Annotated in this window: 18 protein-coding genes and 1 pseudogene; 5 read left to right on the top strand and 14 right to left on the bottom strand. The window is 73.2% G+C overall.

Annotated features, from left to right (window positions below):
• Positions 1 to 46 precede the first annotated feature (46 nt).
• The 6 genes from SVTN_RS10780 to SVTN_RS10755 all read right to left on the bottom strand — a co-directional run bounded on the left by SVTN_RS10780 (position 47) and on the right by SVTN_RS10755 (position 6,995).
• On the bottom strand, positions 47 to 1,045 hold the full coding sequence (locus tag SVTN_RS10780) for an NAD-dependent epimerase/dehydratase family protein (RefSeq protein ID WP_078908287.1): 999 nt from the start codon (positions 1,043 to 1,045) through the stop codon (positions 47 to 49).
• A gap of 101 nt (positions 1,046 to 1,146) precedes the next feature.
• Complete coding sequence (locus SVTN_RS10775; RefSeq protein WP_041128890.1) at positions 1,147 to 1,698, bottom strand: winged helix-turn-helix domain-containing protein; 552 nt, start codon at positions 1,696 to 1,698, stop codon at positions 1,147 to 1,149.
• 374 nt (positions 1,699 to 2,072) lie between these two features.
• On the bottom strand, positions 2,073 to 2,987 hold the full coding sequence (locus SVTN_RS10770; protein ID WP_041128889.1) for a DUF6891 domain-containing protein: 915 nt from the start codon (positions 2,985 to 2,987) through the stop codon (positions 2,073 to 2,075).
• Between the two features lie 88 nt (positions 2,988 to 3,075).
• Positions 3,076 to 4,107: a glutamine synthetase gene (gene glnII, locus SVTN_RS10765; protein WP_041128888.1), complete on the bottom strand. Its 1,032-nt coding sequence runs from the start codon at positions 4,105 to 4,107 to the stop codon at positions 3,076 to 3,078.
• Positions 4,108 to 4,263: 156 nt separating this feature from the next.
• Positions 4,264 to 5,415, bottom strand: coding sequence for an ARPP-2 domain-containing protein (locus SVTN_RS10760; protein WP_041128887.1), 1,152 nt, complete (start codon positions 5,413 to 5,415; stop codon positions 4,264 to 4,266).
• On the bottom strand, positions 5,412 to 6,995 hold the full coding sequence (locus SVTN_RS10755) for a hypothetical protein (protein WP_245727492.1): 1,584 nt from the start codon (positions 6,993 to 6,995) through the stop codon (positions 5,412 to 5,414). The genes SVTN_RS10760 and SVTN_RS10755 overlap by 4 nt, the downstream gene beginning before the upstream one ends.
• On the opposite strand from SVTN_RS10755, the gene SVTN_RS10750 reads away from it, so the two are divergent.
• A complete protein-coding gene (locus tag SVTN_RS10750) occupies positions 6,994 to 7,899 on the top strand; it encodes a Gfo/Idh/MocA family protein (RefSeq protein ID WP_041128885.1) in 906 nt (301 codons plus the stop codon). The two genes, SVTN_RS10755 and SVTN_RS10750, sit on opposite strands and share 2 nt — an antisense overlap.
• The gene (locus tag SVTN_RS10745; RefSeq protein WP_245727491.1) at positions 7,883 to 8,371 is read left to right on the top strand and encodes a GNAT family N-acetyltransferase; all 489 of its coding nucleotides are present in this window, start codon (positions 7,883 to 7,885) and stop codon (positions 8,369 to 8,371) included. The genes SVTN_RS10750 and SVTN_RS10745 overlap by 17 nt, the downstream gene beginning before the upstream one ends.
• Here SVTN_RS10745 and pdxR read toward each other — a convergent pair.
• Entirely contained in the window at positions 8,346 to 9,761 is a 1,416-nt protein-coding gene (pdxR, locus tag SVTN_RS10740) for a MocR-like pyridoxine biosynthesis transcription factor PdxR (RefSeq protein WP_041128883.1), read from the bottom strand. The genes SVTN_RS10745 and pdxR overlap by 26 nt on opposite strands.
• A 221-nt stretch (positions 9,762 to 9,982) precedes the next feature.
• Positions 9,983 to 10,408 (bottom strand): annotated as a pseudogene (locus tag SVTN_RS10735) (MarR family transcriptional regulator); the annotation flags it as partial.
• Positions 10,409 to 10,483: 75 nt separating this feature from the next.
• Here SVTN_RS10735 and SVTN_RS10730 point away from each other — a divergent pair.
• Positions 10,484 to 11,338 carry an alpha/beta fold hydrolase gene (locus tag SVTN_RS10730; protein WP_041128882.1) on the top strand — a complete coding sequence of 285 codons (855 nt, stop codon included), beginning with the start codon at positions 10,484 to 10,486 and terminating at the stop codon, positions 11,336 to 11,338.
• Positions 11,339 to 11,356: 18 nt separating this feature from the next.
• Here SVTN_RS10730 and SVTN_RS10725 read toward each other — a convergent pair whose 3' ends face one another.
• Positions 11,357 to 11,716 (bottom strand): arsenate reductase family protein, encoded by a 360-nt coding sequence (locus SVTN_RS10725; protein WP_041128881.1) that lies wholly within the window; start codon positions 11,714 to 11,716, stop codon positions 11,357 to 11,359.
• 160 nt (positions 11,717 to 11,876) lie between these two features.
• On the opposite strand from SVTN_RS10725, the gene SVTN_RS10720 reads away from it, so the two are divergent.
• On the top strand, positions 11,877 to 12,152 hold the full coding sequence (locus SVTN_RS10720; RefSeq protein WP_041128880.1) for a hypothetical protein: 276 nt from the start codon (positions 11,877 to 11,879) through the stop codon (positions 12,150 to 12,152).
• A gap of 79 nt (positions 12,153 to 12,231) precedes the next feature.
• Here SVTN_RS10720 and SVTN_RS10715 read toward each other — a convergent pair whose 3' ends face one another.
• From SVTN_RS10715 to glnA, 3 genes are all read right to left on the bottom strand, one after another.
• The gene (locus SVTN_RS10715) at positions 12,232 to 13,425 is read right to left on the bottom strand and encodes a cytochrome P450 (protein ID WP_041128879.1); all 1,194 of its coding nucleotides are present in this window, start codon (positions 13,423 to 13,425) and stop codon (positions 12,232 to 12,234) included.
• Positions 13,425 to 14,159, bottom strand: coding sequence for a cyclodityrosine synthase (locus tag SVTN_RS10710; RefSeq protein ID WP_078908286.1), 735 nt, complete (start codon positions 14,157 to 14,159; stop codon positions 13,425 to 13,427). The genes SVTN_RS10715 and SVTN_RS10710 overlap by 1 nt, the downstream gene beginning before the upstream one ends.
• A gap of 229 nt (positions 14,160 to 14,388) precedes the next feature.
• Positions 14,389 to 15,810, bottom strand: a complete 1,422-nt coding sequence (gene glnA, locus SVTN_RS10705; RefSeq protein ID WP_041128878.1) for a type I glutamate--ammonia ligase — start codon at positions 15,808 to 15,810, stop codon at positions 14,389 to 14,391.
• A 220-nt stretch (positions 15,811 to 16,030) separates the two neighbouring features.
• Between glnA and SVTN_RS10700 the strand changes: the two genes are divergently transcribed.
• Positions 16,031 to 16,498, top strand: coding sequence for an RDD family protein (locus tag SVTN_RS10700; RefSeq protein WP_041128877.1), 468 nt, complete (start codon positions 16,031 to 16,033; stop codon positions 16,496 to 16,498).
• 62 nt (positions 16,499 to 16,560) lie between these two features.
• On the opposite strand, the gene SVTN_RS10695 is transcribed toward SVTN_RS10700, so the two are convergent.
• Both SVTN_RS10695 and SVTN_RS10690 read right to left on the bottom strand, forming a co-directional pair.
• Positions 16,561 to 17,265, bottom strand: coding sequence for a DUF4191 domain-containing protein (locus SVTN_RS10695; protein WP_041128876.1), 705 nt, complete (start codon positions 17,263 to 17,265; stop codon positions 16,561 to 16,563).
• 10 nt (positions 17,266 to 17,275) lie between these two features.
• Complete coding sequence (locus SVTN_RS10690; protein ID WP_041128875.1) at positions 17,276 to 17,491, bottom strand: SCO2195 family GlnR-regulated protein; 216 nt, start codon at positions 17,489 to 17,491, stop codon at positions 17,276 to 17,278.
• Positions 17,492 to 17,604 lie beyond the last annotated feature (113 nt).

Raw genomic sequence — 17,604 nt, 5'->3', positions numbered from 1 at the left:
CTCACCCCTTCCACCCCTCCTACCCCTTCCACTCCCCCCGCCCCTTTCACTCCTTCGCCAGCGCCGCCAGGACCTCCGCCTCCCGCTCCGGGGTGAGTCCGGCGCCCGGACGGTCCGGGCGCTGGGGTGCGATGCCGCCGAGGGACTCCATCCACGCCCAGGTGTCCGCGACCGTCTCCTCCGCCGGGCGGCAGCGCAGCCCGGCCGCCAGCGCCCGGGAGACGTCGGCGGTGTGCATCGCGTCGTACATCTCGCCCGGCGGCAGCCACACCGGCAGCTCCGTCCAGGGCGCCGCCCCGGCCGCGAGGAGCGCCTCCGGCTCCGTCCAGCGCAGTTCGGCGTCGGCCCCCGTCGCCCGTACGCAGGCGTCCAGCAGTTCGCCCATGGTGGTGTGCCCTGGCGGCGAGACCAGGTTGTACGGCCCCGAGAGCCCCGCCGCCACCGCGTCGAGCGTCCATGCGGCGAGGTCGCGGGCGTCGACGTACTGGACCGGCAGCGTGCGCGGCCCGGGCGCGAGGACCGGCCCGCCGCGCGCGATCCGGCCCAGCCACCAGGGGAGCCGGCCCACGTTCTCGTACGGGCCGAGGATCAGGCCCGCGCGCACGAGCAGCGTCCGGTCGGGCCCGAAGGCGGCGGTGGCGGCGAGCTCGCCGCCCCGCTTGGACTCCGCGTACGGCACCTCCCCGTCGTCGGGCGAGCCCTCCACGAGCGGGCCGTCCTCCGCGAGCCCGGCGGCGGGCGGCCAGGCGTACACGGAGCGGCTCGACACGTACGCGTACCGACCGACCCGGTCCGCGAGCAGCCGGGCCGCGTCCCGGACCGCCGAGGGCGCGGCCGACCAGGTGTCCACGACGGCGTCCCAGGAACCGGTGGCGAGGGCGGCGAGACCGTCGGGGGCGGTGCGGTCCCCGATCAGCGAGACGGCTCCCGCCGGAGCCTCGTGGCGGCCCCGGTGGAAGACCGTCACCTCCCAGCCCCGTTCGAGCGCGTCCTCGACGATCGCGCGGCCGACGAACTCCGTACCTCCGAGCATCAGCAGTTTCATGATCCGAGCCTGCCCGGCGGGGACGGCCGGGGCCAGCGAGTTCCGCTCCGGGAGGATTCCGCCAGGGGAGGAACACCGGCCGGCCCGGCCGGACAGCCCTGTCAGGGCGTGTACTTGTAGCCGACCCGGCGCACGGTCTGGATCGTGTGGCGGTGCTCGGCGCCCAGCTTGCGGCGCAGCCGGGCCACGTGCACGTCGACCGTCCGGCCGTCGCCCACGTGCCCGTATCCCCACACCGTCGTGACCAACTGGTCGCGGGTGTGCACCCGGTGAGGGTGCGCCACCAGGTGGGCGAGCAGCTCGAATTCGAGGTACGTCAGGTCGAGGGCCTGCCCGTCGACGAGGGCGATCCGCTGGACGCCGTCGATGGTCACCGGCCCCTGCTCCTCCGCCGCGACGGGAGCCGGTGCGGGGGCGGGGGCCACGGGCAGGTGCGGCTGCTGGTCGGCCGGGACGAGGACGAGGTACCCGACCATCGGCGGGCGCCCCGGCAGCGTCGGCAGCGTGTGCTGCGGCGCGGGCAGCAGGGTGGCGCCGGGCGGCAGGAAGTCCGCCACCTGGGAGAGGTCGACGACCTCGTTCGGATCGACGGCACGCAGCCGGTGCCGGCCGGAACGGACGGCGGTGAGGGAGGCGGTCTGGGTGTGGGCCATGGCAGGTCAGCTCTTTCGCGCGGGGAACGGACGGAGAGGTCTCGTACGTCGTGCGCGTGCGGCCGAAGGCCGGGATCGGACCGTGTACCGATCGGGGCGTTAGAGGGCCGACGCGTTCCTCACGCGTCGACAGCACCGGTCGAAGTCGTGGTGCGCCCGGGTAGGCCAGAACGGCTCGAGGTCGTGGCGACCCGTCGCGGTGTCGTTCTGCATGATGGCCATATCCCTATTAAACCAGGAGGGAAAAGAGCTGGGCACCCCCTGTCACGTCACACCCACTCCACCGGCTGAAAACGAGCCGCCGATCGCCTCGACGGCTCAACCACTCGACGGCTCGACCGCTCAATCGCTCGATGGCTCAACCGCGCGACCGCTCAACCGATCAGCCGTCTCCGCCAGTCGAGCCCCGTGACCAGGATCGCCTGCCCCGGGTCCCCGTCCCACTGCACGCCCAGCCCCTGCCCGCGCAGCGCCGCGGCCACCTCCTCGCCGACCGCCGCGGTCGTCTCCGCCGAGTCGTCGAACCCGCCGTACAGCAGATACAGCGGCCCGCCGTTCGCCGCGCCCTCGGTGCACTGGGTGTGGAAGAACACGAACCCGCGCGCCCGGTCCGCACCGTCCTCCGCGCCGATCTCCGCCGTGCCGCAGGACCGGCAGCAGGTGAAGTGCTCGCGGGCGACGATCCCGGCCGCGTCCAGCTCGGCGAAGGCGGCGGTGATCCGCTCCGGGTCGGTCGTGCCCTCCCAGCCGGCCATCTCCGCGACCCGCTCCAGCCACAGCCGGTCCACCAGCGCGGCGGCCTGCTCCCGGGTCACCGGGTGCTCGTCCGGGGAGAACACGTCCTCCTGGGCGCTCCGGGTCAGCCGCGCCCGGTCGTCGTACCCGCAGACGATCAGCGAGCGCACCCGCCGCTCGACCTCCTCCCGTACCTCCCCGGGGAGTTCGGGGACGGCCGGCGCGGCCGGGAAGCCCAGGTTCTCCCAGCTCAGCCCGGCGTCCCAGGCGGCCTCGCCGCGTGCCCAGGCCGCCAGGACCTCCGCGACCCGCTCCGGCGTGTCGAGCCGTGTCCCGACGTGCAGTTCGGGCGCGCCGGCCCGGTGCTCCAGCTGGTAGTGCCCGCCGGCTTCGTGCCACACCTGCGCGAAGACGTCCGGCAGGTCCGGTATCCGCTGGAGGACCAGGAAGCGGTCCCCCTCGGCGCCGATGCGCCGCACGAGCCCGGTCAGGTCCTCCTCGGACGGCCGGACGTGCTTCTCCCAGTTCTCGGTCTGCACCGCGATGTCGAGCATGGGCCCACTGTCACAGACCCCACTGACAACGCCGCAGGGGCGCCCACCGTGTGAAACGGCGGGCGCCCCTGTCAGGGTGTGCGCGGGATCAGACCTGGCCGGCCTTCTCCAGGGCCTCGCAGCAGGTGTCCACGATGAGGCGGGTCACCACGTACGGGTCGACGTTCGCGTTCGGGCGGCGGTCCTCGATGTAGCCCTTCTGGTCCTGCTCGACCTGCCACGGGATGCGGACCGAGGCGCCGCGGTCCGAGACGCCGTAGGAGTACTCGTCCCACGGGGCGGTCTCGTGCAGGCCCGTCAGGCGCTCGTCGATGCCGGCGCCGTAGTTCTTGACGTGGTCGAGCGGCTTCGAGCCCTCGCCGAGCGACTCGCACGCGGTGATGATCGCGTCGTAGCCCTCGCGCATCGCCTTCGTGGAGAAGTTGGTGTGCGCGCCCGCGCCGTTCCAGTCGCCCTTCACCGGCTTCGGGTCGAGGGTCGCGGAGACGTTGAAGTCCTCGGCCGTGCGGTAGAGCAGCCAGCGGGCGACCCACAGCTGGTCCGAGACCTCGAGCGGGGACAGCGGGCCGACCTGGAACTCCCACTGGCCGGGCATGACCTCGGCGTTGATGCCGGAGATGCCGAGGCCGGCCTTGAGGCAGTTCTCCAGGTGCGCCTCGACGATCGGGCGGCCGTGGATCTCGTCGATGCCGACGCCGCAGTAGTAGCCGCCCTGCGGGGCCGGGAAGCCGTTGACCGGGAAGCCGAGCGGGCGGGTGCCGTCGAAGAAGGTGTACTCCTGCTCGATGCCGAAGATCGACTCCTGCGCGGCGTACTTCGTGGCGACCTCGGCCAGCGCGGCACGGGTGTTGGACTCGTGCGGCGTCATGTCCGTGTTGAGGACCTCGCACAGCACCAGGACGTCGTTGCCGCCGCGGATCGGGTCCGGGCAGGAGAAGACCGGCTTGAGGACGCGGTCCGAGGCGTGACCCTTGGCCTGGTTCGTGCTGGAACCGTCGAAGCCCCAGATCGGCAGCTCGTCGAGGGCGAGGCCCTCACCCGCGATGATCTTCGTCTTGGAGCGAAGCTTCGCGGTCGGCTCGGTGCCGTCGATCCAGATGTACTCAGCCTTGAAGGTCACGGGTCTCATCCTTTGGCGTGCTGCTGCGGGGTTCCGCTGCGGCTCGCGGCACTGCGAGAAGCTGCGGTCTCAACGCTGACTGCGCTGTTTGTGTTCGACCGCAGCTTGGCAACACGGGATTTCCCGTCGGTTGCCCGAATGTGAACCCCGTGTTACTCAGCTTTCCTGATCTTCGCGGAGCCGCCGTGCGACGGCGTGCGCGTCGAGGAGCCCGCCGAGGCCCGCGCCCCGCACCCGCCGGACCACCTCGGCGTACGAGGTCCCCAGCGCCTCCGCCGTCCGCCCGAGGTGCCAGTCGCAGTCCGCGAGCCGGTTCAGGAGGTACCCCTTCCGGATCTGGTTCTCGGAGAGCCGGAAGGTCTTCAGATAGGCCGCCCGACCCTTCCGGTCGGTGATCACCTCGCCGATGTGCTGCTCCCGCCCGCCCCGCTCGAACGGCGGCAGGAACCGGTACAGGGAGAACGGACCCATCCGGTAGGCCCGCTCGAAGGAGTACGAGGTCTCCCGCAGGTCCCGCGCCATCAGCCCGTCGTGCGCCACCGCCCACGCCCGCTCCTGCTCGAGCGCTGCCGCCCGCAGGTCCGCGAGCCCGCGGATCCCGCCGGCGCCGTCCCGGATCCGCGCCGTGAACTCGGGCACCGGGGCGCCGTAGTACGCGTACTGGTGGACCAGCTCCCCGTACAGGTCCTCCACCAGCGTCGGATGCAGAAGGCGGTAGTCGTCCGCGTGCGGCACCACGAACGCCGAGGCCAGTGCGTCCGCCACGTACAGGAGCAGCCCGCACTGCCCCGGATGCAGCTCGAACACCCGCAGCGCCTCCGCGAGCCCGGGCACCGCCCACCCCGCGTACGCCGCCTCGGCCCGCGGCGAGAGCCCGCGCCGCAGCGCCTCACGCGACCAGTCGTCCCAGACGACGGACGGCCCGCCGAAGTGCAGCGCGAGATAGCCCTCCAGGGCGAGGTGCAGCGGCAGGAACCGCAGCCGGTCCTCACGCCCCCGGCGCTTCGCCATCCGGTGCAGCCGGCGCACGGGCACGGCCGTCGGCTCCCCTTCACCCCCGAGCCGGGTCCCGTACGCGGCGGCCTCCGCCCCCGTCCCCGTCCAGTCGGCGACGAAGCCGTGCGGGATGTACGAGGTGTACGCGGTCCGGTCGCCCAGCGCGACGGAGTCCGCACCCCACCCCTCGTACACCTCCCGGTGCAGCCGCAGCCCGGGCACGGGCTCGTCCCGCACGAGCGGCACGAGCCGCACCCCGCCCCACACCTGCGCGGGCCGCGTGACGAGCCCGCCGAGATCGATCCGGGTCACGGTGCCGCCTCCTTCAGGAACTGCTCCACCCGCCGGTCCAGATACGCCCGCAGCTCCGCGAAGCCCGTCCGTCCCTCCGCGAACTGCGCGATCTCCACCAGGGCCGCCAGGTCCTCCGCGTCCCTGATCCCCGCCGTCGGCACGCTCGGGGCCAGCCGGCGCACGTCGAAGCCCTCCGTGTCGTATACGGGGTTCAGGTGCACGACACTCGTCGCCCGCTCCGGATCCAGCCGCGACCGCCACACCCGCAGCACCTCGCCCGCGAGCCCCGGAGGCGCGTTGTCCCAGCCGTCCGAGACGATCACCAGCCGCTCGGGACCGGTGTCCAGGGCGTCCAGGATCCGCAGGCCGAGCGGGGTCGGGCCGTAGGGGTGGACGAGCAGGGGATCGTCCCGGCCCGAGGTCCACAGCGGGGTGTACGCCCCCGGGGACGCCAGCGCCTCCAGGAGGAAGTGGCAGCCGAGGGCCACGGCCAGCGGACGGCGCCGCTTCACCGCCGAACCGGAGGAGGAGAAGCTGTCGTCGAGCACGGCCGCCACCCGCCCCCAGCTCCCGGCGTACGGCCCCGCCGCCCGCCGGGCCGCCGCGCGCAGCGCAGCCGTCAGCTCGGCCCGCCGCTCCACCCGTTCGGCGAACGGGAGGGCGAGGACGTACAGGGCGAGCCGGGTGAGCGGCATGACCGACAGATCCGCGGCCCGGTCCGTACGCAGCCGTTCGAGCCGCGTCATCCGGGGCGCGATCCGCTCCAGGAACACCGCGCGGGGTATCCCGTGCTTCGCGGCGAACCCCTCGGCGACCGTGAACGGCAACTCGTACAGCGCGCCCTGCTCGTAGTGCGCCCGGCGGTGCGCGTCGAGCGTGGCGTTCTCGTAGCGGACCCGGCGGCCCGGCGCGAAGAGGAAGTCGCCCGTCTCGGGGTCGGCCGGCCGCGCGTGTACGTGCCGGAGGGCGGCCTTGAGACCGGTCCGGTACTTCACCGCGTCGAGCGCAGGGTCGGGGCGGGCCGCGAGCCACGCGCGCACGATCGCGCGCGTGCGGCGGTTGTTGACCCCGGCGGCGCGCAGGGCGCCGAAGAGCCGGTAGACCCGCTGCGGCGGCAGCAGCGCGAGGCGGGCGGCGATCAGCCGGCCCTCGCCCGGCTCCGCCTCCTTCGGGGTGCGGAGCAGGTGCTCGGCGATGAGCGCGGCGTTGTGGTCGTTGATGTCGAGCGCGAGGGCGGCGGCGTACACGGGCCGGTAGTTGACCCGTACGTACTCGTGGAGGAAGGCGAGGGAGAAGCGCTGCTCGGCTGCGGAGGAACGGAACTCGCGCTGGCCGGTGGCGGTCACGGCGGCGTTGACGAAGAGGAGCACGTCCTCGGCGGCGACGAGCTCGGACACGGCACCCTCCCCTTCGTGCGCATGGACGCCGGCCGGGGAATGGGGGCGCGAGCAGCGAAGACGTTGCTGTAGAGGCAGGTTCCGGAAGTCGCACCGGAGTCCCGCGGCCGGCCCGGGAACGCTAACACCGGGCCGGGGGAGGACCGCCAGCGGATTACGGGCAGCGGTCGTTGTCGGTGCCGCCCGGCAGACTGGGGGCATGGCGAAGCAACTGGGCGCGAAGCCCCGTATCGGACTCCTCGGCACCGGCCCCTGGGCCGAACGCACGCATGCGCCCGCGCTCGCGGGGCATCCGGGCGTCGAGTTCAGCGGGGTGTGGGGCAGACGCCCCGAGGCGGCCGCCGCGCTCGCCGCCGCGTCCGGCACGCGTGCGTACGAGGACGTGGACGCCCTCTTCGCCGCGAGCGACGCCGTCGCCCTGGCCCTCCCGCCGGACGTCCAGGCCCCCTTCGCCGTCCGGGCGGCGGCCGCCGGCTGTCACGTCCTGCTCGACAAACCGGTCGCCACGACGGTGGCGCTCGCCCGCGAGGTGACCGAGGCCGTGGAGGCGGCCGGGGTCGCCTCGGTGGTCTTCTGCACCCTGCGGTTCGCCGAGCCGACGGCCCGCTGGATAGCCGAGCAGACGGCGGCGGGCGGCTGGTTCCTCGGCGAGGCCCACTGGCTGGGCTCGCTCTACGGCCCCGGCTCCACCAGCGCGTACGCGGCCTCGCCCTGGCGGCGGGAGAAGGGCGGCCTGTGGGACGTCGGCCCGCACGTCCTCTCCGTCTACCTGCCGGTCCTCGGCGACGTCACCGACGTCACCGCCGCCCCGGGCCCGGACGACACCCACCACCTGGTGCTGCGCCACGCCTCGGGCGCGAGCAGCACGGCCACGCTCACCCTGAGCGCGCCCCCGGAGGCGGCGGAGGCGGCCCTCAGCCTGTACGGCACCGGCGGCCGGGCCGAACTGCCCCGCTGGGGCGGCGCGGTGGGGGCCTTCGCGGCGGCCGTCGACGCCCTCGTCACGGCGGCCCGCACGGGCGAACCCCACGCCTGCGACGCCCGCTTCGGCCTGCGCATCACGGAGATCCTCACGGAGGCGGAGCGTCGTGCGATCAGTGGCTGACGGCCCCGGCCGGCCGGTCCTCCGGGCCGTCGCGCCCGCCGACTGGCCCCTCTGGCGCGAGGCCCGGATCGCCTCGCTCACCGCCTCGCCCGAGGCGTTCAAGGCGCGGCTCGCCGACTGGGAGCGGGGCGGGGAGGAGCAGTGGCGGGCCCGGTTCGACGACCCCGCCGCGTACGGCGTCCTGGCCGTCCTCGGCGCCCGGCCCGTGGGCCTCGCGGCCGGATTGCTCGCGCCCGATGCCGTACCCGAGCTGCGCTCCGTCTGGGTCGCGCCCGACGCCCGGGGCCACGGCCTCGCGGCCCGCCTGATCGCGTCCGTCGAGAGCTGGGCCCACGGGACCGGAGCGGGCGTCCTCCGGCTCTCCGTACTGGCGTCCAACGTCCCGGCGATCACGCTGTACGAGCGCCTCGGGTACGCCCCGGACGGCGGCGCGGGTCAGGAGCTGTTCATGACGAAGGAGCTGAGCGACTGAGGCTCTCGGCGAGGGCGTCCCCCAAGGCATCGAGGGCGGCCCCGTACAGCCGTTCCGGCGGGGTGGCGTAGCCGACGACCAGGCCGTCCGGACGGGCGGGGCCCTCGGCGTCGGGGTGGCGGTAGGAGGCCAGGCCCTCCGTGGCGACCCCGTGCCGGGCGGCCGCGGCGAGCGCCGCCCGTTCCGTGCCGGCGGGCAGCTCCAGGACGGCGTGCAGACCGGCGGCGATGCCCGTCACCCGTACCTCCGGCACACGGGAGGCGAGCACCGCCGTGAGCCGGTCGCGCCGCTCCCGGTGGCGGCGGCGCATGCGCCGGACGTGCCGGTCGTACGCGCCGGAGCCGAGGAAGTCGGCGAGGGTGAGCTGGTCCGTGGCCGAGGCGTACGGCTCGCGTTCCCCCTTCGCGGCGACGACACCGTCCACGAGCGCCGCCGGCAGGCACATCCAGCCGAGCCGCAGTGCGGGGGAGAGGCTCTTGCTGACGGAGCCGAGGAGGACGGTCCGTTCGGGGTCGAGGCCCTGGACGGCGCCCACGGGCCGCCGGTCGTACCGGAACTCCCCGTCGTAGTCGTCCTCCACCACGAGCCCGCCGGAGCGCCGCGCCCACTCCAGGACGCCGGCCCGGCGCTCGGGGTGCAGGGGTCCGCCGGTGGGGAACTGGTGGGCGGGCGTGAGCAGTACGGTGCGGGCCCCGGGCGGGATCTCCCCGGTGCGGGCCCCGTCGCCGTCGACCCCCACCGGCACCGTACGGACCCCGGCCTCGGCGAGGAGGCCCCGGTGGAAGGGCAGGCCGTACGCCTCGACGGCCCAGGGCCCGGCAGTGCCGAGGACCCGCGCGAGCAGCCGGAGGGCGTGGGCGGCGCCCGAGCAGATCACGATCCGGTCCGGCGAGGTCCGTACGCCCCTGACCCGGGCGAGGTACTCGGCCAGGGCCCGGCGCAGTTCGATCCGGCCGTGCGGGTCGCGGCTCCCGAAGGCCTCGTGCGGCGCGTCGGTCAGGGCCCGCCGGGCCGCCGCCAGCCAGGGGCCGCGCGGGAAGACGCCGGGGTCCGGTTTGCCCTGGACGAGGTCGTACGGGAGCGGTGGCGGCGCGGCCGGGCGCACGGGGCCGGGGGCGGGCGCGGCGACCCGCTCGGCGACGCGGGTGCCGGAGCCCTGGCGGGAGGTGAGCCAGCCTTCGGCGACCAGCTCGGCGTACGCGTCGGCGACGGTGTTGCGGGCGATCCCGAGGTCGGCGGCGAGCGACCGGTAGGGCGGCAGCAGGGTGCCGGGGGCGAGCCGGCCCTCGCGCACGGCCTCGCGCAGGGCCCCGATGAGCGCGGCCCGGCGGCTGCCGCCGGCGCCGAGGTCCAGGTGCAGATCGTTCCCGAGCCCGCCGACGCCGCTCACGCCCCTTCTCCTGCCGCGACGCCCCCGGTCCTGGTGCCGTCCTCGCCCCCGGCCCCGTCCCCGTCCCCGTTCCCGGTCCCGGTCCCGGTCCCAGTGCCGGTCCCGTCCCCGTTCCCGGTCCCAGTCCCAGTGCCGGTCCCGTCCCCGGTCCCAGTCCCGTCCCCGGTCCCGTCCCCGTTCCCGGTCCCGTCCCCGTCCCCGCTTCCGTCCCCGGCCCCGCCCTCGCTTCCCTCCATGAGGTCCCGCACCCCGGTCAGGAACCGCCGTACGGCCCGGGTCTCGTGTTCGGTGAAGCCGCCGAGCAGGGCGACCGTCCCGTCGATCAGCGGCCCGAAGTACGCGCGGCCCAGTTCCTTCGCCCGGTCCTCCACGGTCAGCAGGACGCGCCGCCGGTCCCGGGCGTCGCGCGCCCTGGCGACGTGGCCGAGCCGTTCGAGCCGGTCCACGACGGCGGTCGTGCCGGCCGAGTTGAGGCCGAGCCGCTCGCCGAGCCACCCGGCGGTCGCGTCCGTGCCGGCGCGCTCGGCGTCGAGGAGGCAGATCAGGGCCCGTACGTCCGTCGGGTGCATGCCGTTGCGGGCGGCGAACTCGCCCTGGCGCAGGCCGTATTCGACGGTGACCTCGCGCAGCAGGTGAAAGATCCGCATCTCCGGTGACTCGGCCACGACATCCTCCTATTATCTTGCTGAGCGAGATTATTGCCGAGCGAGAGGACGAGCGCGATGCCGCATGCCAGGACCACCGCCGGTACCTACGACGCCGCCTACGAAGCGCTCCTCGCCACGTGGCCCCACCCCACCACCGCCTCGGAACTCCGCACGCCCCACGGCACCACCCACGTCCTCCACCACGGCCCCGAGGACGGCCCGCCGGTCCTCCTGCTGCCCGGCGGCGGGAACACCGCCTGCTCCTGGCGGGCGACGGCCGCCGCGCTCGGCGCGACGCACCGGGTCCACGCCGTCGACCTCGTCGGCGGACCGGGCCGCAGCCGGGCGGACGGCCGCCCGATCCGTACCGCCGCCGACCTCACGGCCTGGCTCGACGCCCTGCTCGACGGCCTCGGACTGACGTCGGCGTCGTTCTGCGGGCACTCGTACGGCGGGTGGATCGCGCTCCGGTACGCCCTGGCGGCCCCCGACCGGACCGACCGCCTCGCCCTCCTCGACCCGACCGGCTGCTTCGCCGGCTTCCACCCCGGCTATCTGCTGCGGGCCCTGCCCCTGCTGCTGCGCCCGACGGCCGCCCGGGCGGAGGCCCTCCTGGCCTGGGAGACCGGCGGGGCCGAGCACGATCCGGCGGTGCGGCGCCTCGACGCCCTGGCGGCGGAGCTGCCCCGGTACCGCCCGGTCACCGGCCCCCGCCCGACCCGCGCCGAACTGGCCGCCCTGCGACCGCCGACGCTGCTGCTCGTCGCCGGGGGGAGCCGCGTCCACGACGCGGCCCGGATCGCCGCCCGGGCGCGGGCGGCCGTCCCCGGGATCGTGACGGAGTCCCTGCCGGCCGCGACCCACCACACCCTCCCGGCGGACCTGCCGCCCGCCGCACTGTCGACGCTCACGCGCTTCCTGGCGGGCTGACAGGCCGAGCGCGGCGGCTCAGCGGGACAGCGCGTCCCGCACGGCCTCCTCGGTCCGGCCGACGACGGCCGTGCCGTCCTCCGCCGTGATGATGGGCCGCTGGATCAGCTTGGGATGGGTGGAGAGCGCCTCGATCCACCGCTCCCGGTCCGCCTCGTCCCGGGGCCAGTCCTTCACCCCGAGCTCCTTGGCGATGTCCTCGCCGGTCCGCGTGATGTCCCAGGGCTCGAGCCCGAGCCGCTTCAGCACCTCCCGGATCTCCTCCGGCGTCGGCACCTCCTCCAGGTAGCGGCGCACGGTGTAGTCGGCGCCCTCCGCGTCGAGGAGCGTGAGGGCGCTGCGGCACTTGGAACAGGCGGGATTGATCCAGATCTCCATGCCCCACACGCTACCCGCACGGCACCCCCCACGGCCCCCTCCACCACCCCCCAAACCCCACCTGGCCAGGGGCGATTGTCAGTGGGGGTCTCTAAAATGGGGGGTGAAGGTGAGGGTCCCGAGGAGGGCCCGCACCCCACCGTTCGCCAGGAGGTAGCCCATGGCTCTCGCCGTGATCCGGACGCCGTCCCTCGAACCCTGGAAGCCGCTCCAGAAGAAGCCGCTCCCCGCGGGCCGACCCCGCGAGTGGTACGTGTCGCACAACCGCCGTCTGAAGGCCATGCGCCTCGCGATCGCCCTGCTCGACGCCGGGGTCTACATCCCGTCGAAGGCCACGGACGCGACGATACGGGACACGGCCCAGAGCATCGGCATCCACCCGCCGTCCGACACCACCTGCCGCATGGTCCGCGCCCTGATCCGCTACGGCCGCTGACACCGCAGGGACGCTGCCCGGGCCCGGGTCCGAGCCCGGGCCCGGGCAGCGTCGTCGTCGGATGCCGGGATCCCGCCTGCTACCAGGCCACCGGCAGCCGCTCGGGGAGCCGCTTCATGAAGTTGGTGCGCCACACCAGCTGCTCGACCGGCACCGCGAGCCGCAGCTCCGGCAGCCGGTCGAGGAGCGTCTCCAGGGCGATCTCGGCGTGCCGCTTGCCGAGCGCCGTCGCCGGGCAGTAGTGCCGCCCGCCGCCGAAGGAGAGGTGCTCGGCGGCGTTCTCCCGGTCCGGCCGGAAGGCCAGCGGGTCGGGGAAGCGCTCGGGATCGTGGTTCGCGGCCTCCACGAGCACGAGGACCAGTTCACCGGCCCGTACGTCGACGTCGCCGAGCCGTACGTCCTCCAGGGCGAGCCGCGGCAGCCCGTCGCCGATCGACAGGTTCACCCGCAGCAGTTCGTCCATCGCCCCGGAGACCCCGTGCGCGCCGCCGGCGGTCAGGGCCTCCCGCACGTCCGGCCGGGTCAGTACGGACACCAGCGCCATCGTCAGGAACCCGGCGGTGGAGATCACCCCGGCCCCGAAGAGGGTCACGCCGACCGTCGCCAGCATCTCGTCCGTCAGATGCGCGTAGTCGGGGTCCTCGCGCAGCGCCGCGAGCTCCGCCATCAGCCCGCCCGTCGCCGGATCGTCCAGGCGCTCGGTCATGTAGGTGATGTCCCGGTCCCAGTTGAGCCGGGCCGCCTCGATCTCGCGCGGTGCGTTCATGAAGGCCACGTCCAGGCTGCGCAGCAGCCGCGGCCCGTCCTCCTCCGGGATGCCCAGCATCCGGCAGTGCAGCCCCGCCGAGTACGGATCGGCATAGCCGCCCCGCAGCTCCCCGGGCGCCCCCTCGGCGACCAGCGCGTCCACCAGGGACCCGGCCCGCGCCCGCAGCCACTCCTCCAGGCCGGGCGCCTTCGGGTTGATCGCCTTCATGACGGCCTTGCGCAGCCCGGCCCCGGTGATGTTGCCCATGTTGTTCACCACGTGCGGCGGGATCGTCAGCGCGTACTGCCGGGGCGCTCCCGGCGCCGAGGTGTCCTTCAGGCTGAACCTCGGGTCCTCCAGGACCTGCTTGCACAGCTCGTACGAGGAGATCAGCCAGGCCTCGGCCCCGGCGATCGTGCGGACCTTCCGGACCGGTTCGGTGCGCAGCGCGGCGACCTCGGAGGGCAGCCGGGTCCCGTCCCAGTCGAAGGGGAAGGCAGGCAGGGTCTCGACGGCGACGCTCATCACGCGGCTCCTTCAACGGTCGTCTCGGCGGCGGTTTCGACGGGGGTGAGGATGCCGTGGCCCTGGTTGCGCGAGGCCCGGAGCCCGGACCCCCGCCCGTACAGCAGATCGGCCAGCGGCAGTGCCTGGTGGTAGCAGTTGAGCGAGGACGGCACCCCGAGGATCGCGGGCGTGTCCAGGAACAGCGGCACCTCGGCGCAGATGTACGCCCGGCACACCTCCCGCTGCCGCTCGTCGGTCACCTGCCCCGGCGCCAGCTTCCCGGCCAGGAAGATCCCGGTCAGCGCATCGCAGGTCTCCCGCACCACCGGGTCCGCCGCCACCGCGTCGAGCACCGTGCGGTGCAGCTCGCGGTAGGCCGGGACGTCCCCGAACTCCGACATCCCGCGGGCCCGTACCCGCACGCCCGTGGGATCGGCCTCCGCCACGGCCGCCCCGACCTTGGCCCGCACCCCCCGCAGGTTCTTGACGGCCTTCCGCCGCGCCTCGTCGGCCCCGTACCCCAGCGCCTCGTACATGTCGGCGACATGCAGATCGGTGTAGACGAGATCGACCTGATCGAAGTGGTCCAAGCCCCAGCGCGTCAGCTCGCGCAGCCGCTGGGCGGTGAAATAACTGTTCCCCGGGGAGACGCCGATGACCACGTGCGCGCCCTCGTCGGCGATGACGCGGCAGTGATCGGTGTACGGCTTGAGTCGGAGCGTCTCTGCAGGGGCGAAAGCCGCCTGAGTCACGTAGGCAGTCCTCATCGCGCCAGCTAGTCCCAGCGGAGCCCTGTGCTCCGGGTGTGGCGGCAGCGACGACGACACGCTATCGATCAGTCGCGGAGCGTGAATCCCCTACTCGTAGGTACGGCCGATAGTTCGTCAGCTGTTCGCATTGCTGTGATCTTGGCGAGAAAACGGCGAGGCCCGCCGTCCCCTCGGAAGGGGGCGACGGGCCTCGCCGGGCAGCGGCCTCGGCTTAGAGGTCGAAGTAGAGCTCGAACTCGTGCGGGTGCGGGCGCAGCTGGATCGGGGCGATCTCGTTGGTGCGCTTGTAGTCGATCCAGGTCTCGATGAGGTCCGAGGTGAAGACGCCGCCGGCCTGCAGGTACTCGTTGTCGTCCTCGAGGGCGTTGAGGACGGCCTCCAGGTTGGTCGGGACCTGCTGGACGTTCGCGTGCTCCTCGGGAGCGAGCTCGTAGAGGTCCTTGTCGATCGGCTCCGCCGGCTCGATCTTGTTCTTGATGCCGTCGAGGCCCGCGAGGAGCAGCGCCGAGAAGGCGAGGTACGGGTTCGAGGACGGGTCCGGCGCGCGGAACTCGACGCGCTTGGCCTTCGGGTTCGAGCCCGTGATCGGGATGCGCATGGCGGCGGAGCGGTTGCGCTGCGAGTACACCATGTTGACCGGGGCCTCGAAGCCCGGGACCAGGCGGTGGTACGAGTTCACCGTCGGGTTGGTGAAGGCGAGCAGCGACGGGGCGTGCTTGAGGATGCCGCCGATGTAGTAGCGGGCGGTGTCCGAGAGGCCCGCGTAGCCCGTCTCGTCGTAGAACAGCGGGTCGCCGTTCGACCACAGCGACTGGTGGACGTGCATGCCCGAGCCGTTGTCGCCGAAGATCGGCTTCGGCATGAAGGTCGCGGTCTTGCCGTTGCGCCAGGCGACGTTCTTCACGATGTACTTGAAGAGCATCAGGTCGTCGGCCGCGGCGAGCAGCGTGTTGAACTTGTAGTTGATCTCGGCCTGGCCGGCGGTGCCGACCTCGTGGTGCTGGCGCTCGACCTGCAGGCCGACGTTCTCCAGCTCCAGGGAGATCTCCGAGCGCAGGTCGGCGAAGTGGTCGACCGGCGGGGCCGGGAAGTAGCCGCCCTTGTAGCGGACCTTGTAGCCGCGGTTGTTCTCCTCCGCACCGGTGTTCCAGGCGCCGGCCTCGGAGTCGATGTGGTAGAAGCCCTGGTTCGCGGAGGTCTCGAAGCGGACCGAGTCGAACACGTAGAACTCGGCCTCGGGGCCGAAGTAGGCGGTGTCGGCGATGCCGGTGGAGGCGAGGTACGCCTCGGCCTTCTTCGCGATGTTCCGCGGGTCACGGCTGTACTGCTCGCCCGTGATCGGGTCGTGGATGAAGAAGTTGATGTTCAGCGTCTTGTCGCGACGGAAGGGGTCCACGCGGGCCGTCGACAGGTCGGCGCGGAGCGCCATGTCGGACTCGTGGATGGCCTGGAAACCGCGGATCGACGAGCCGTCGAAGGCGAGCTCCTCGGACGGGTCGAAGGCCGTCGCCGGGATCGTGAAGTGCTGCATCACACCCGGGAGGTCGCAGAACCGGACGTCGACCATCTTGACGTCGTTGTCCTTGATGAACTTCTGGACCTCGTCGGCGTTCTGGAAGCCGTTCTGGGACATCCAACTCCTCCTACTCCCGGCCCGGGGAGGGGCGGGGTTGCAGCGGTCGTGCGGCCAGTGCGGTGGCACACGCTGGACCCGACCATAGGCAGACGGGATTTCTCAAGCATGACCCGTTTGTTTCGTAGAAGTTAACCGGGCCGGGTGGCGCACCGCCTCTCTTGCACCGTACTCCGACCCGGGCCGAACTGATCAAAAACGGGCACAGTACCGTGGTCGGGTGGACAACAGGCAAGCACTCGGATCTTGGCTCTCCGGCCCCCGCGCGGCGGCCGAGGACGCAGGCGTCGACTTCGGCTACCGCGGTGAGCAGCTCGGGCTGCCCGAGGAGGGCCCCGGCTCGATCGCCCGCCCCGGGCGGCGCCTCGGCGCCCTCGCCGTCGACTGGGCCCTCTGCATGCTGATCGCATACGGCTTGATCACCGACGGCTACAACCAGGCGACGGGCAACTGGGCCCTGCTCATCCTGTTCGTCCTGGGCGTCCTGACGGTCGGCACCGTCGGTTCGACGCCCGGCAAGCGGATCTTCGGCCTGCGGGTCGTCTCCGCGAACGGCGGACGCCTCGGCCTGTTCCGCGTGGCGCTGCGCTCCCTGCTCGTCTGCCTGGCGATCCCGGCCCTCATCTGGGACCGCGACGGCCGCGGCCTCCACGACCGCCTCTCCGGCGCCGTCCAGGTCCGCATCTGAGAATCGAATACGAGAAAGGCCCCGGACCGAGTGGTCCGGGGCCTTTCTCGTCAGGTCGGGTGTCAGCGCATCTTTCCGCCGCGCGGCATCCGCATGCCCTTCGGCATCGGACCCTTCGGCAGCGGCATGTTGCTCATCAGGTCGCCCATCGCCCGCAGCCGGTCGTTGGCCGCGGTGACCTGCGGGCCGGTGAGCACGCGGGGCATCTTGAGCATGGTCGTACGGATCTTCTTCAGCGGCACCTGGCCCTCGCCGTCGCCGACGATGATGTCGTGCACCGGCACGTCCACCACGACGCGGTTCATCCGCTTCTTCTCGGCCGCGAGCAGGGTCTTGACCCGGTTCGGGTTGCCCTCGGCCACCAGGACGATGCCGGCCCGGCCGACCGCGCGGTGCACGACGTCCTGGTTGCGGTTCATCGCGACCGCGGGGGTCGTCGTCCAGCCGCGCCCGACGTTCTGCAGCACCGCCGCGGCCGCGCCCGGCTGGCCCTCCATCTGCCCGAAGGCCGCGCGCTCGGCACGTCGTCCGAAGACGATGGCCGCCGCCAGGAGCGCCAGGACGAAGCCCAGGATGCCCAGGTAGACCGGATGACCGATGAGGAAGCCGATCCCGAGGAGGACACCGAGTACGACGATGCCCACGCCCGCGACGACCAGACCGACCTTCGGGTCCGCCTTTCGGGTCATCTGGTACGTGAGGGCGATCTGCTTCAGTCGCCCGGGGTTCGCAGCGTCAGCGCTGCCCGTGTTTGCCTTCCTCGCCATGTCCTGAAGTTTACGTGGCCCGGGAAGCCCGGCCGGACGCGACCTCCATCACGTGCTGGGCCTCCACCCGGTCCTTGGCGCGGCGGCGGTCCTCCAGGACGGAGTTCCAGGCGTTGCGCCGGGCGGTGCGCTGGCCGGCGCCCAGGAGTAGGGCCTCCACGGCCTTCAGGGCGTCGGTGACGGACGGGATCGCGGTGACGCGGACGTGCGTCGATGCGGCCGGCATGTCGGGGTCCTCTCTCGATTGCGGGTGAGACGAGGTGGGGGGTCGTGAGCGGGTGGTGGCGGTGAGTGAAACCAGGCTCACAGATCGGTGTTACCAGGGCGTGACCCGGTGGT

It is taken from the genome of Streptomyces vietnamensis (assembly GCF_000830005.1).
Classification (GTDB): Bacteria; Actinomycetota; Actinomycetes; order Streptomycetales; family Streptomycetaceae; genus Streptomyces; species Streptomyces vietnamensis.
Note: the sequence above shows the minus strand (reverse complement) of the source record. Positions and strands in the feature narration are given on the sequence as shown.